This window comes from Streptomyces sp. NPDC012825 (genome assembly GCF_042900925.1).
Classification (GTDB): domain Bacteria; phylum Actinomycetota; class Actinomycetes; order Streptomycetales; family Streptomycetaceae; genus Streptomyces.
Map to the genome: position 1 here is coordinate 88,270 of NZ_JBIBBZ010000009.1, position 13,143 is coordinate 101,412.

At 73.8% G+C, this 13,143-nt stretch carries 11 protein-coding genes; 3 read left to right on the top strand and 8 right to left on the bottom strand.

The genetic code is table 11. The annotated features are described in order from the left end of the window. Window positions 1-7 precede the first annotated feature (7 nt). The gene (locus tag ACFY7E_RS20180; RefSeq protein ID WP_389486910.1) at window positions 8-799 is read right to left on the bottom strand and encodes an SDR family NAD(P)-dependent oxidoreductase; all 792 of its coding nucleotides are present in this window, start codon (window positions 797-799) and stop codon (window positions 8-10) included. Window positions 800-1,004: 205 nt separating this feature from the next. Here ACFY7E_RS20180 and ACFY7E_RS20185 point away from each other — a divergent pair, with 205 nt between their 5' ends. Next, the gene (locus tag ACFY7E_RS20185) at window positions 1,005-1,622 is read left to right on the top strand and encodes a LysE family translocator (RefSeq protein WP_389486673.1); all 618 of its coding nucleotides are present in this window, start codon (window positions 1,005-1,007) and stop codon (window positions 1,620-1,622) included. A gap of 22 nt (window positions 1,623-1,644) precedes the next feature. Here ACFY7E_RS20185 and ACFY7E_RS20190 read toward each other — a convergent pair whose 3' ends face one another. The 4 genes from ACFY7E_RS20190 to ACFY7E_RS20205 all read right to left on the bottom strand — a co-directional run bounded on the left by ACFY7E_RS20190 (window position 1,645) and on the right by ACFY7E_RS20205 (window position 5,440). Next, the gene (locus ACFY7E_RS20190) at window positions 1,645-2,811 is read right to left on the bottom strand and encodes a serine hydrolase domain-containing protein (RefSeq protein ID WP_389486675.1); all 1,167 of its coding nucleotides are present in this window, start codon (window positions 2,809-2,811) and stop codon (window positions 1,645-1,647) included. Between the two features lie 76 nt (window positions 2,812-2,887). Further along, complete coding sequence (locus ACFY7E_RS20195; protein ID WP_383439942.1) at window positions 2,888-3,634, bottom strand: energy-coupling factor ABC transporter ATP-binding protein; 747 nt, start codon at window positions 3,632-3,634, stop codon at window positions 2,888-2,890. Then, complete coding sequence (gene cbiQ / locus ACFY7E_RS20200) at window positions 3,631-4,395, bottom strand: cobalt ECF transporter T component CbiQ (protein ID WP_389486677.1); 765 nt, start codon at window positions 4,393-4,395, stop codon at window positions 3,631-3,633. The genes ACFY7E_RS20195 and cbiQ overlap by 4 nt, the downstream gene beginning before the upstream one ends. Before the next feature lies 1 nt (window position 4,396). Further along, complete coding sequence (locus tag ACFY7E_RS20205) at window positions 4,397-5,440, bottom strand: energy-coupling factor ABC transporter permease (protein WP_389486679.1); 1,044 nt, start codon at window positions 5,438-5,440, stop codon at window positions 4,397-4,399. 145 nt (window positions 5,441-5,585) lie between these two features. On the opposite strand from ACFY7E_RS20205, the gene ACFY7E_RS20210 reads away from it, so the two are divergent. Then, on the top strand, window positions 5,586-5,984 hold the full coding sequence (locus tag ACFY7E_RS20210) for an SsgA family sporulation/cell division regulator (protein ID WP_389486681.1): 399 nt from the start codon (window positions 5,586-5,588) through the stop codon (window positions 5,982-5,984). Window positions 5,985-6,071: 87 nt separating this feature from the next. Here ACFY7E_RS20210 and ACFY7E_RS20215 read toward each other — a convergent pair whose 3' ends face one another. After that, the gene (locus ACFY7E_RS20215) at window positions 6,072-8,243 is read right to left on the bottom strand and encodes an MMPL family transporter (RefSeq protein WP_389486683.1); all 2,172 of its coding nucleotides are present in this window, start codon (window positions 8,241-8,243) and stop codon (window positions 6,072-6,074) included. Window positions 8,244-8,499: 256 nt separating this feature from the next. After that, the gene (locus ACFY7E_RS20220; protein ID WP_389486685.1) at window positions 8,500-9,072 is read right to left on the bottom strand and encodes a TetR/AcrR family transcriptional regulator; all 573 of its coding nucleotides are present in this window, start codon (window positions 9,070-9,072) and stop codon (window positions 8,500-8,502) included. Window positions 9,073-9,263: 191 nt separating this feature from the next. On the opposite strand from ACFY7E_RS20220, the gene ACFY7E_RS20225 reads away from it, so the two are divergent. Continuing rightward, the gene (locus ACFY7E_RS20225) at window positions 9,264-12,566 is read left to right on the top strand and encodes a S41 family peptidase (protein ID WP_389486687.1); all 3,303 of its coding nucleotides are present in this window, start codon (window positions 9,264-9,266) and stop codon (window positions 12,564-12,566) included. A 3-nt stretch (window positions 12,567-12,569) separates the two neighbouring features. Here ACFY7E_RS20225 and ACFY7E_RS20230 read toward each other — a convergent pair whose 3' ends face one another. Then, a complete protein-coding gene (locus tag ACFY7E_RS20230; RefSeq protein ID WP_383439883.1) occupies window positions 12,570-13,064 on the bottom strand; it encodes a GNAT family N-acetyltransferase in 495 nt (164 codons plus the stop codon). Window positions 13,065-13,143 lie beyond the last annotated feature (79 nt).

Sequence of the window (13,143 nt, forward strand, 5' to 3'; positions counted from 1 at the left end):
GCGCGCCTCAGCCGCCCAGCACCTCCGCGAAGTGCCGGTTCACCGCGAGGAGTCCGCCGTCGACGCGGAGGACCGTGCCGGTGATCCAGGAGGCGTCCGGGGAGGCGAGGAAGGCGACGGCGGCGGCGATGTCGTCGGGGGTGCCGACGCGGCCCAGGGGGTAGACCCGCTCGGCGAGGGCGGCGAGCCCGGCCTCCCGGCCCTCCCAGGCCCTGGTCGCGATCGTGCCCGGGTTGATCTGGTTGACCCGGACCCCGCGCGCCGCCGCGTCCCCCGCCAGGGTGCGGGTGAGGGAGGCGAGACCCGCCTTGGCGGCGCTGTACGCGTGGTTGCCGAAGTCCGCCTCCGCGTTGACCGAGCCGATGGTGACGACCGCCCCGCGCCCGCCCGCCGCCGCCAGGTGCGGCAGCGCCGCCCGCGCGCAGCGCACGGCCCCCATGAACGTGACCTCGTGCTGGACGGCCCAGACCTCGTCCGGCTCGTCCTCGAAGCGGTCCCGGTCGGGCACCACGGGCCCGAGCGCGTTGTTCACGAGGACGTCGAGCCCGCCGAAGGCCTCCACCGCGTACGCCACGGCCGCGTCCACCGAGTCCTGGTCGGACACGTCGCAGCGTACGGACTCCGCCCCCGGCAGCTCCGCCGCCGTCGCGCGGGCCGCCTCCTCGTCCACGTCCGTGACGAGGACCCGCGCGCCCTCCGCCGCGAGGCGGCGCGCGGTGGCCGCGCCGATGCCGCGCGCCGCGCCCGTGACCAGTACCCCGTACCCGTCGAGTCGTTTCCGGAGATCCACGCGCTCCATGCGCTCCGTACGCTCCGTGTGCTCCATGCGTTCCATGGGGTGATCACAGCACCCGGTCCGCCGCCCGCACCAGGGGAACACCCGCGCAACGGGCCGGAGAAGGCGGGTCCGTGGCGGGAACGGGCCTCGCGCTCCGCGCCGGTGATCACCTACTGTCGCAAGTTCCGGCGCCCGGTCCGGACCAGTGGAGGGGGACATCGGGAACATGGGTCAGCTCGTCGCCGTGGCGGTCATCACCGTCCTGGCCGTCATCAGCCCCGGCGCGGACTTCGCGATGACCGTCCGCAACAGCTATCTGTACGGGCGGACCGCCGGGGTCCTCGCCGCCGTCGGCATCGCCCTCGGCGTCCTGGTCCACGTCACGTACACCATGCTGGGCGTCGGGCTCCTGGTGTCCCGCAGCCCGGCGCTCTTCACGGCGATGAAGCTGACCGGCGCCGCGTACCTGGTGTACATCGGGTACCGGACCTTCGTCACCAAGGCCCGGGTGGACGTCGACCTGTCGGACGGCGGGGGCCTGTCGAGGGCGGGCGCGCTGCGCACCGGCTTCCTGACGAACGCGCTCAACCCGAAGACGATGCTGTTCGTCCTGAGCACCTACACCCAGGTGGTCAGCGCCGACACCCCCGTGCCCCAGCAGATCGGCTACGGCCTGTTCATGTCGTTCGCGCACCTGGTGTGGTTCGCGCTCGCCGCGCTGCTCTTCTCCCGGCAGGGCCTGCGGGACCGGCTGCTGCGGCGGCAGACCGTGCTGAACAAGGCCATCGGCGCCGTGCTCGTCGGCCTCGGGGTGGTGCTCGCGCTGACGCCGTCGGCGGCCTGACCCGTACCCGGCGGCGGGTCCGTCAGGCCGTCACCGCCGCCACCGCCCGTACGAGGGCCTGGGCGCGCGGGTCGGCCGTGACCGTCTTCCGCATGCCGTTGGTGACGTAGCCGAAGGCGACGCCGGATTCGGGGTCCGCGAAGCCGAGGGAGCCGCCGCGGCCCGGATGGCCGAAGGAGGACGGGCCGAGGAGCGGCGAGGCCGGGCCGTGCAGCATGTGTCCGAGGCCGAAGCGGATGCCGACGAGCAGCACCCGGTCCCGGCCCGCGGACTCCTCGGTACGGGCGAGGGTGAGCGTCGCCGGGGCGAAGAGGCGCCCGGCGCCGTCGACGGGGCCGAGGGTGGCGGCGTAGAAGCGGGAGAGCGCGCGGGCGGTGGCGACGCCGGCCGAGCCGGGCAGTTCGGCGGCCCGGTAGGCGGGGTCGTTCTCGTCGGGCCTCGGGTCGATGACGCCGAAGGCGCGGCGGGTGAGGGAGTCCGGGTCCCGGTACGCCTCGGTGACCTCGCGCTTGGGGCGGAGCCGGAGCGCGCCGCTCCCGGCCGGTTCGACCTCCTCGACGGGGCCGAGGCGGCCGACCCGGTGGGCCTCCGCGTCCGGGAGCCCGATCCACAGGTCGAGGCCGAGGGGGGCGGCGATCTCCTCCGCGACCCAGCGGCCGATGGTCCGGCCGGTGACGCGGTGGACGAGTCCGGAGAGCAGCCAGCCGAAGGTGTGGGCGTGGTAGCCGTGGGCGGTGCCGGGCTCCCAGGCGGGGGTCTGGGCGGCGACGGCGGCGGTCGCCGTCGGCAGGTCGACGGCCTCGGCGAGGGTGAGCGGCCGGTCGAGGACGGGGACGCCGGCCCGGTGCGCGAGGAGGTCCCGTACGGTCACGCGGTCCTTGCCGGCCGCCTTGAACTCGGGCCAGTACGTGGCGACGGGGGCGTCCGGGTCGAGCAGGCCGCGCTGGTGGAGCAGCAGGGGCACGGCGGCGGCGACGCCCTTGGTGGCCGAGCGGACGACCTGGGCGGTCTCCTCGGTCCAGGGGTCCCGTCCGTCGGCGTCCTTCACGCCCGCCCACAGGTCGACGACCTTCACGCCGTCCCGGTGGACGGCGACGGCCGCCCCGCGCTCGCCGCGCTGTTCGAAGTTGCGCAGGAACGCGTCCCGGACGGGCTCCCAGCCCGCCGCCACCGTGCCCTGGACGTCCACGTTCCCGCTCCTCGTCTTGCCCTGTTCCGACCCTCCATGGTGCAACGCGGCACGCGGAGGGCCGATTCCGGGGCCCTCAGACCACCGACCGCGGGACGAAGCCGAACGGCAGCTCCAGGCGGTGCCGGGCCATCAGCGCCTCGTCCGCGAGGAGTTCGCCGGTCGGCCCGTCGGCGGCGATGACGCCCTCGCTGAGCACGACCGCGCGGGGGCAGAGCTCCAGGGCGTACGGCAGGTCGTGGGTGACCATGAGGACGGTGACGTCCAGGGAGCGCAGGACGTCCGCGAGTTCGCGGCGCGAGGCCGGGTCCAGGTTGGAGGACGGCTCGTCGAGGACGAGGATCTCCGGCTCGGTGGCGAGGACGGTGGCCACGGCGACCCGGCGGCGCTGTCCGAAGGAGAGGTGGTGCGGGGGCCGGTCGGCGTACTCGGCCATCCCGACCCGTTCCAGGGCCCGGCGCACCACGGCGTCGAGCTCGGCGCCGCGCAGCCCGGCGGCGGCCGGGCCGAAGGCCACGTCCTCGCGGACGGTCGGCATGAAGAGCTGGTCGTCGGGGTCCTGGAAGACGATGCCGACCTTGCGGCGGATCTCGGCCATGTGCTTCCCGCCGACCGGGAGCCCGGCGACGGTGACGGTGCCCGCGCCGCCGGTGAGGATGCCGTTGAGGTGGAGGACGAGCGTGGTCTTCCCGGCGCCGTTGGGGCCGAGCAGGGCGACCCGCTCGCCGCGCCCGACGGTCAGGTTCACCCCGAAGAGGGCCTGGTGGCCGTCGGGGTAGGCGTACGCGAGACCGCGGACGTCGAGGGAGGGCGGAAGGGTCATCGGAAGGTCCGTCCCAGGAGGCTGATCAGGAGGGCGGTGAGCGGCAGGGCCGCGGCGTACGCCCACTGGGCGCGGGTGGCGGTCACCTCGTCGAGGACCGGGATCGTGCCGGTGTAGCCGCGGCTGACCATGGCCAGGTGGACCCGTTCCCCGCGCTCGTACGAGCGGATGAAGAGCGCGCCCGCGGACTTGGCGAGGACGCCCCAGTGGCGCACGCCCCGCGCCTCGAAGCCGCGCGAGCGGCGGGCGACGGACATGCGGCGCATCTCGTCGGTGATGACGTCGCCGTACCGGATCATGAAGGAGGCGATCTGGACGAGCAGCGGCGGCAGCCTCAGGCGCTGGAGGCCGAGGAGCAGGGAGCGCAGCTCGGTGGTGGCGGCGAGGAGCACGGAGGCGGCGACGCCGAGGGTGCCCTTGGCGAGGACGTTCCAGGCGCCCCACAGGCCGGGGACGCTCAGCGAGATCCCGAGGACCTGCGTCTGCTCGCCGGGCACGACGAACGGCATGAGCAGCGCGAACGCGACGAACGGCACCTCGACGAGCAGCCGCCTGAGCAGGAATCCGGCCGGGATCCGGGCCTTCGCCGCCACGGTCGCGAGGAGCGCGGCGTACGCGGCGAAGGCCCAGACGGCCTCGCGGGGCGTCGAGACGACGACCACGACGAAGCCGAGGACGGCGACGAGCTTGGTGTGCGGGGGCAGCCCGTGGACCGGCGAGTGCCCGTGCCGGTAGAGCTTGTGGGCGTGCCCGGCGCCCATGTCAGGCCGCTTCGGGTGCGGCGTGCGTACGGCGGCGGCGGACGATCCAGAAGGCGCCGGTGCCGACGGCCAGGGTCGCGCCCACGCCGATGACGCCGGCCAGACCGCCGGAGAGGCGCGCGTCGGTGACGTCCTTGACGCCGTAGTCGGCGAGCGGGGAGTCCGCGGTGGCGTGCTCGTACGCGTCGGCCCTGGCGTCGATGCCCTGGTCGGCGGCGACCTTCTCCAGGCCGTCGGGGCTGGCGGAGGCGTAGAAGGAGACGAAGCCGGCGAGGACGAGGGCGGTGACGACACCGCCGATCCACAGCTTCTTCGGGGAGCCGGCGGAGACCGGGACGGGGGCGGTCGCGGGCTCGGCGTCGACCAGCTCGCCGTCCACCCGGAGCTTGAGGGGGGCGGTCAGGCCGCGCGCGCCGTACACCAGGTCGGGGCGGACGGCGACGACCGCGCCGACGGTCAGCATGGTGATGGCGGCCTCGCCGACGCCGATGAGGACGTGGACGCCGACCATGGCCGTGAGGACCTTGCCGACGGGGACGTCGGTGGTGCCGCCGACCGCGTAGATCAGCGTGAAGGCGGCGGCCGCGGCCGGTACGGAGACGAGCGCGGCGGCGAAGGAGGCGACGGCCACCGAGCGGCGGGTGCGCGGCAGGACCAGGACGAGGCCCCGGAAGAGCGCGTAGGCCGTGACGACGGTGACGACGCCCATGACGGTGATGTTCACGCCGAGGGCGGTGAGGCCGCCGTCCGCGAAGAGGACGCCCTGCATGAGCAGGACGACCGCGATGCACAGGACGCCGGTCCAGGGGCCGACGAGTATCGCGGCGAGCGCGCCGCCGAGGAGGTGTCCGCTGGTCCCGGCGGCGACCGGGAAGTTCAGCATCTGGACGGCGAAGACGAAGGCCGCGACGAGGCCGGCGAGCGGCGCCGTCCGCTCGTCCAGCTCGCGGCGGGCTCCGCGCAGGCTGACGGCGACGGCACCGGCGGCGACGACGCCGGCGACGGCCGATACGGGGGCGTTGATGAATCCGTCGGGTACGTGCACGTCGGAATGATGGGCGCTCCTGCGAAGGAGTTGCAAGAGCGCATGGGTCACATCATGGCCGCAGCTTGCCCGGCATGAGCCGTGCGATCACGGGGAAGGAGTGCAACATTGGCCTATAAGAGGACAAAAAGTCAGGAGCCCCCCGATGGCCACCGCACCCGCCTCCGCCGTCGACGACCCCGCCAAGGGTCGGATCATCAGCGACGCCCCCCTCTCCCGACCCGTTCCGGTGGCCCTGCGCTACGACCCCGTCCGCTCCCCCGCGACCGTCCGCTTCGTCTTCCCGGGCGCCGACGAGTGGTCCTTCCCGCGCGCCCTCCTGGAGAAGGGCCTGCGCACTCCGACCCGGCGCGGTGACATCGAGGTCTGGCCCTGCGGCCGGGTGCAGACGGTGATCGAGTTCCACACGGAGGAGGGGGTGAAGGTCGTCCAGTTCGACACCGCCACCCTGATCCGCTTCCTGCGCCACACCTACTCATCGCGCCCCTCGGGAAGCCCCGACGCCGCCGCCCCGGACGCGCGGACGCCGTCGGCGCGCCGCTGAGACGGCGCGCCGACGGCGTCGGGCGTACTGCCGAGGGCGTCGGGCCCTCACGGGGCCGGGCCCCGGTGAGGTCCGGCCCCTACGGCGTCAGGCCTTCACGAGGTCCGGCCTCGCCTCCGCGTCGGTCTCCCCGACGTGCCTGGCCAGCCCCTCGCCCTCCACGTCCACGTTCGGCAGGGCCCGGTCCAGCCACTTCGGCAGCCACCAGGCCTTGTGGCCGAGCAGCGCGAGGACGGCCGGGACGATCGCCATGCGGACCACGAAGGCGTCGAAGAGGACCGCGACGGCCAGGCCGAAGCCGATCATCTTGATCATCTGGTCGGTCATCCCGATGAAGCCGGAGAAGACCGCGATCATGATCACCGCGGCGGCGGTGACCACCCGGGCGCTGTGCCGGAAGCCGGTCACGATCGCCTCGCCGGGACGCTCCCCGTGCACGTACGCCTCCCGCATGCGGGTGACGAGGAACACCTCGTAGTCCATCGCGAGGCCGAAGACGACGCCCACCATGAAGATCGGCATCATCGACATGATCGGGCCGGTCTGCTCGACCCCGAAGAGGCTTCCGAGCCAGCCCCACTGGAAGACCGCGACGACCGCGCCGAGGGCCGCGACCACCGAGAGCAGGAAGCCGAGGGCCGCCTTCAGGGGGACGAGGACCGAGCGGAAGACCAGCATCAGGAGCAGGAAGGCCAGGCCGACGACGAGCGCCAGGTACGGCACCAGGGCGTCGTTCATCTTCTGCGAGAAGTCGATGTTCATCGCGGTGGCGCCGGTGACGAGGACGTCGTCGCCGGTGGCGTTCCGGATGTCGTGGACGAGGTCCTCGGTGGCGACGGAGGACGGGCGGTCCTTCGGGACCACCGTGATCATCGCGGCGTCGCCGGCCTTGTTCGGGGTCGCCGGGGTGACGGCGGCCCAGCCTTCGAGCTTCTTGATCGTGGTGACCGTCTTGTCGGCGGTGGCCCTGTCGCCGTCGACGACGACGAGCAGCGGGCCGTTGAAGCCGGGGCCGAAGCCGTCGGACAGCATGTCGTAGGCCCGGCGCTCGGTGGTGGAGACCGGCTTGACGCCGTCGTCCGGCAGGCCCATCTCCAGGGAGGCGGCGGGCACCGCGATCGCGCCGAGGCCGAGGACGCCGACGAGGAGCACGAGCACGGGGCGGCGGATGACGAAGCGGGCCCAGCGGGTGCCGCCGTTCGGCTTCTCCTCCTTGTCGCCCCTGGCCTCCCCGCCCTTGCGCTGCTTGCGGCCCACGACCTTGTCGCCGGCGAAGCCGAGCAGGGCCGGGATCAGGGTGAGCGCGATGAGGACGGCGATGACGACCGTGCCGGCGGCGGCGAAGCCCATCTTCGTCAGCATCGGGATGTTGACGACGGCCAGGCCGACGAGGGCGATGACGACGGTGAGTCCGGCGAAGACGACGGCGGAGCCGGCCGTGCCGGTCGCGCGGCCCGCGGCCTCCTCCTTGCCCCGGCCCTCGGCCAGCTCCGCGCGGTAGCGGGAGACGATGAAGAGGGCGTAGTCGATGCCGACCGCGAGGCCGATCATCATCGCGAGGGTGGAGGTGGTGGAGCCGAGGTCGAGGACGTTCGCGAGCGCCGTGATCGAGGAGACGCCGATGCCGACGCCGATGATCGCGGTGAGCAGCGGGAGTCCGGCGGCGACGAGCGAGCCGAAGGTGACGACGAGCACGATGCCGGCGATGACCACGCCGACGATCTCGCCCGCGCCGGTCTCGGGCATGGTCTGGAGGGCGTCGCCGCCGACCTCGACCGTCAGGCCCTTGCCCTGCGCCTGGTGTCCGGCCTCCGTCAGCGCCTCGCGCGTCGCGTCGGTCAGCTCCATGGCGTTGACCTCGTACGCGACGGAGACGTAGGCGGTGGAGCCGTCCCGGGAGACGGCCCGCGCGGTGTACGGGTCGGCGACCGAGACGATCTGGTCCGAGCCGGACTTCAGCGCGGCGACGGTCTCCTCGACGACGGCCTTGTGCGCCGGGTCGGTGACCTTCTGGCCCTCGGGGGCCTTGAAGACGACGCGGGCGGTGGCCCCGTCGGCCCCGGCGCCGGGGAAGCGCTCTTCGAGCAGGTCGAAGGCGCGCTGGGCCTCGGTGCCGGGTATGGAGAAGGAGCTGGAGGTGGCGGCGGGCGCGGTCGCGGCGCCGACGCCGGCGAGCGCGAGGAGCGCCACCCAGAGGAGGGCGACGAGCCGTCGGCGCCGGAAGGCGGAGCGACCCAGCTTGTACAGGAACGTGGCCACGGGGGCGTACTCCCGGTGTTGAGGGACAGGGGCGTGGGGAGCCGGCCCGACGGCGTGAGCGGCGCGACGTCAGGTGGAGAGGGCGGTGCGGGTGGTGCGGGTGGTGCGGGTGGTGCGGGTGGTGCGGGTGGTGCCGGGAGCCTCCGGAGAGGTCCCGTTGGCGCCGGGAGGCCTCCGGAGAGACCCCATTGATGCCGGGAAGCCTCCGAGGAGGTCCCGTCGGTGCCGGGAAACCTCCGGAGAGGCCCCGCGGGGCTCAGACGCCGAGTGAGGGGAGCACGACGGCGTCGACGTAGGCGCTGAGGAACGCGTGGTCGACCGGCTGATCCTCGATCAGCGGGCGGGCGACGAACGCGCCGATCAGCATGTGCGGGACGAGCTTCAGCGCCGGGTTGTCGGCGTCGACCTCGCCCCTGCGGACCGCCCGGTCCAGCACTTCCCGGAAGCCGTTCATCTCGGGTTCGATGAGCAGCTCGCGCAGCGCTCGGTGCAGGTCGGGGTTGTCGTGGACGGCATGGGCCAGACCCCGCATCAGCGCGGAGTCCTTCTCCATCTGGCAGTCGTCGGTCCGTTCGAGCATGATCCGGAAGTCGCCGCGCAGGGAGCCGGTGTCGATCTCGGAGAGGTCGGCCGGCTTGTTGGCGCGCAGCGCCCGGGCGACCAGCTCGGGCTTGCTCCCCCACTGGCGGTAGAGGGTGGCCTTGCTGGAGTGGGTGCGGGCGGCGACGGCGTCCATGGTGAGGGCGTCGTAGCCGACCTCGCGGAGGAGGTCGAGCACGGCCGCGTACAGCTCGGACTCCCGCTCGGGAGTGAGTCTGCTGCGTGCCATGCCGTGTCTCCTGCCCGGTGAATCGACGGAGTGCGAACGAAACCGTTTCGTACAGTACGAAGGTACTCCCGCTCCCATCGAAACGAAACCGTTTCGTACGTGTTCTGAACCACATCCCGGACCGCCTACCCGCGAACGACCGCATACACGTACGAGTTGCCACGCCTCCTCCGCCCCGAAAGCATGGGGTGGTGAGTGACGACGTCGCGTATCTCCGTTTTCCGCACCTCCACGACGACCTGCTGTGCTTCGCCGCCGAGGACGACCTCTGGGTCGCCCCGCTCGCCCCCGAGGGGGAGCGCCCCGGCCGGGCCTGGCGGCTCACCGTCGACCGGACCCGGGTCGGGCACCCGCGCTTCTCGCCGGACGGACGCCACATCGCGTACACGAACTGGCGGAGCCTGGACCCCGAGATCCACCTCGTCCCGGTCGACGGCGGGGCCGCCCGGCGGCTCACCTACTGGGGGTCCACCGACACCCGGGTCTGCGGCTGGACGCCCCCCGACAAGGACGGGCGCTCCGACATCCTCGCCGTCTCCTCGCACGGGCAGCCCTTCTCGTACTACTCCTGGGCCTACACCGTCCCCACCGACGGCACCCCGGGCCGCCGGCTGCCCTGGGGCCCGGTCTCCGACATCGCGGTCACCGAGGAGCTGGTCGCCCCCGACAACGAGGCCGAGCGGTGCACGCTGCTCCTGACCGGGAAGCCGCCGCACGAGCCCGCCTCCTGGAAGCGGTACCTGGGCGGCGCCACCGGCCGCCTCTGGCTGCACGGCAGGCGGCTGCTGGCCGACATCGGCGGGCACCTGGACTGCCCGATGGCCGTGGGGGGCCGGATCGCGTTCCTCTCCGACCACGAGGGCGTCGGCAACCTGTACTCCTGCCGGCCCGACGGCACCGACCTGCGCCGCCACACCGACCACGACGAGTTCTACGCCCGGCACGCCTCCAGCGACGGGCGGCGGGTCGTCTACCAGTGCGCGGGCGAGCTGTGGACCGTGGACGCCCTCACCCCCGACTCCCGCCCCCGCCGCCTGGAGGTGCGCCTGGGCGGCCAGCGCGTCGGCCGGCGGAGCTACCAGGTGCCCGCCGCCCACCACATCGACTCCCTCTCCGTCGACGAGACCGGCCGGGCCAGCGCCGTCTCCGTCCGGGGCAGCCTGTACTGGCTGACGCACCGCGACGGCCCGGCCCGCACGATCATCGACTCCCCCGGCGTCCGGGTCCGGCTGCCCGAGATGCTCGGCAGCGGCGGCCAGGTCGCGTACGTCACCGACGCCGACGGCGAGGACGCCGTCGAGGTCGCCCACCTGCCGCGCGCCAGCGGCGACCGGCCGCCGCGCCGGCTCGCCACGGGGGGCCTGGGGCGGATCGAGGAGCTGGTCTCCGACCCGGACGGCGAGCGGCTCGCCCTCGCCTCCCACGACGGCCGGCTGCTCCTCCTCGACGCGACCGAGGAGTCCACCGGGGAGGTCACCGAGCTGATCAGGTCCGTCAACGGACCCGTCCGCGACCTCGCCTTCTCCCCCGACGGCGACTGGCTGACCTGGTCCCACCCCGGCATCGGCCGCTCGCTGCGCTCGATCAGGATGGCCCGGATCTCGGGCCCCGGCGCCCGCACGGTCGTGGACGTCACCAACGGGCGCTTCGAGGACGAGAACCCGGTCTTCACCCGGGACGGGCGCTACCTCGCCTTCCTCTCCTGGCGCGGCTTCGACCCGGTGTACGACGTGCACACCGGCGACCTGTCGTTCCCGCTGGGCTGCCGCCCCTACCTCGTACCGCTCTCCTCCGCGACCCCGTCCCCCTTCGCGCTGCTCCCGGACGGTCGGCCGGCGGCCGGCGGCCTGGACCCGGCCGACGAGGACACGGCCCCGGCGGAGGGCACGGTGACGGTGGAGATCGAGGGCCTCGCCGAGCGGGTCACGCCGTTCCCGGTGGCCGCCTCCAAGTACTCCGCGCTGCACCCGGTCAGCGGCGGCGGCCTGGTCTGGCTGCGCTGGCCCATCTCGGGCGCGCTCGGCGAGACCTTCGCCAACCCGGCGGACACCTCGGGCCGCCCCACCCTGGAGCACTTCTCCATCACCAAGGCCCGCAAGAGCGAACTCGCCTCCGACCTCGACTGGTTCGCGGTCAGCGGCGACGGCACCCGGCTCGTCGTCGCGGACGAGGGCGAGCTGCGGGCGGTGCCCGCGACCGAGGCCGGGGACGGCGACTCGACCGTCTACCCGGACCTGCGGCGCATCCTGCACGAGGTCGACCCGGGCGCCGAGTGGCGGCAGGCCTTCGACGAGGCCGGGCGGATCGTCCGCGCCTACTTCTGGGAGCCCGGCATGGGCGGGGTCGACTGGACGGCGATCCTCGACCAGTACCGGCCGCTGGTCGAACGGGTCTCCTCCCCCGACGAGTTCGCCGACCTGCTGCGCGAGGTGATGGGCGAGCTGGGCACCTCGCACGCGTACGTCACCCCCGCCCGCCGCAACGAGGGCCCGCCGCACTACCAGCGGCCCATGGGCCTGCTCGGCGCCAACCTCGTGCCCCGCGAGGCGGGCTGGACGGTGAAGCGGATCCTGCCCGGCGAGTCCTCCGACTCCAAGGCCCGCTCCCCGCTGGCCGGTACGGGCATCCGCGAGGGCGCCGTCCTCACCCACGTCGACGGGCGGCCCGTGGACCCGGTCACCGGGCCGTACCCGCTGCTCTCCGGCACCGGCGGCACCACCGTCGAGCTGACCTTCACCCCCGACGGGGGCGAGGGGCGCGCCCGGCGCGTCGCCGTCGTGCCGCTCGTCGACGAGCGCCCGCTGCGCTACCAGGACTGGGTCGCCAAGCGCCGGACGGTGGTCCGCGCACTGAGCGGCGGGCGCTGCGGCTACCTCCACATCCCCGACATGGGCGGCTCCGGCTGGGCGCAGTTCAACCGGGACCTGCGCATGGAGGTCTCCCGGCCGGCCCTCATCGTGGACGTGCGCGGCAACGCGGGCGGCAACATCAGCGAGCTCGTCATCGAGAAGCTGACCCGCCGGATCCTCGGCTGGGACCTCACGCGCAACGCCCAGCCCGTCAGTTACGCCTCCAACGCGCCGCGCGGCCCCGTCGTCGCCCTCGCCGACGAGGCCACCTCCTCCGACGGCGACATGATCACCGCCGCCTTCAAGCTGCTCGGCCTCGGCCCGGTCGTCGGCCAGCGCACCTGGGGCGGGGTCGTCGGCATGACCGGCCGCCACCGGCTCGGGGACGGCACGCAGATCACGGTGCCGATGAACGCGGCCTGGTTCCCCGAGTACGGCTGGTCCCTGGAGAACCACGGCGTCGAACCCGACCTCGCGGTCCTGCGCACCCCCCTGGACTGGGCGGAGGGCCGCCACGCCCAGCTCGACGACGCCGTCCACGTCGCCCTCGCCCTCCTGGAGGAGACCCCGGCGTCGAGCCCCCCGGCATACGAGTCCCTCCCGAACCGCTCCCGCCCGAAACTGCCGCCGCGGGGGGAGGGATGACCCCTACCCGGCCCCGTACCCCAGGTCCAGTTCGTACGAGGTGCCCGGTCGGCCGTCCAGGACCACGCTGCCGACCGCGCCGAAGCCGACCCGTCGGAGGACGGCCCCCGACCCCGCGTTGTCGAGGGTCGTGACGGCGGTCAGCCGGCTCAGGCCGTACTCCTCGCGGGCCAGTCGGCACACCTCGCGGACCCCGGCCGTCGCCACCCCGCGCCCGGCGGCCCGTTCGGCGACCCGGTAGCCCAGCTCGGCGCTCCCGTCGGCGACGTCGACCAGGTTGAACCGTCCGAGGACCTCCCCGCCCTCCCCCACGAGCACGTGGAAGTGGACGGTCCCGGCCTCCTGCTCGTCGAGCAGCGCCCGGTGCCGTGCGTCGAAGTCGGTGAAGTACGCGTCGCCCCGGTCGGGCACGGACGCGGCGAAGTGGGCCCGGTTCTCCCGCTCGAACGCGAGCAGGGCGGGGGCGTGGTCGGGTCGGAGTCGTTCGAGTGCGGCCATGGGCGCCACCGTACGGAGAACCGGGGCGCGGGACGAGCGGTTTCGCGCCGGACCACGGGCGCGCGCGGAGGGGGCGGCC

Bases quoted from the DNA above. Each gene is read 5' to 3' on its own strand.
- ACFY7E_RS20180 (WP_389486910.1), bottom strand. From the start codon at position 799: ATGGAGCGCGTGGATCTCCGGAAACGACTCGACGGGTACGGGGTACTG.
- ACFY7E_RS20195 (WP_383439942.1), bottom strand. From the start codon at position 3,634: ATGACCCTTCCGCCCTCCCTCGACGTCCGCGGTCTCGCGTACGCCTAC.
- ACFY7E_RS20230 (WP_383439883.1), bottom strand. From the start codon at position 13,064: ATGGCCGCACTCGAACGACTCCGACCCGACCACGCCCCCGCCCTGCTC.
- ACFY7E_RS20220 (WP_389486685.1), bottom strand. From the start codon at position 9,072: ATGGCACGCAGCAGACTCACTCCCGAGCGGGAGTCCGAGCTGTACGCG.
- cbiQ (WP_389486677.1), bottom strand. From the start codon at position 4,395: ATGGGCGCCGGGCACGCCCACAAGCTCTACCGGCACGGGCACTCGCCG.
- ACFY7E_RS20185 (WP_389486673.1), top strand. From the start codon at position 1,005: ATGGGTCAGCTCGTCGCCGTGGCGGTCATCACCGTCCTGGCCGTCATC.
- ACFY7E_RS20210 (WP_389486681.1), top strand. From the start codon at position 5,586: ATGGCCACCGCACCCGCCTCCGCCGTCGACGACCCCGCCAAGGGTCGG.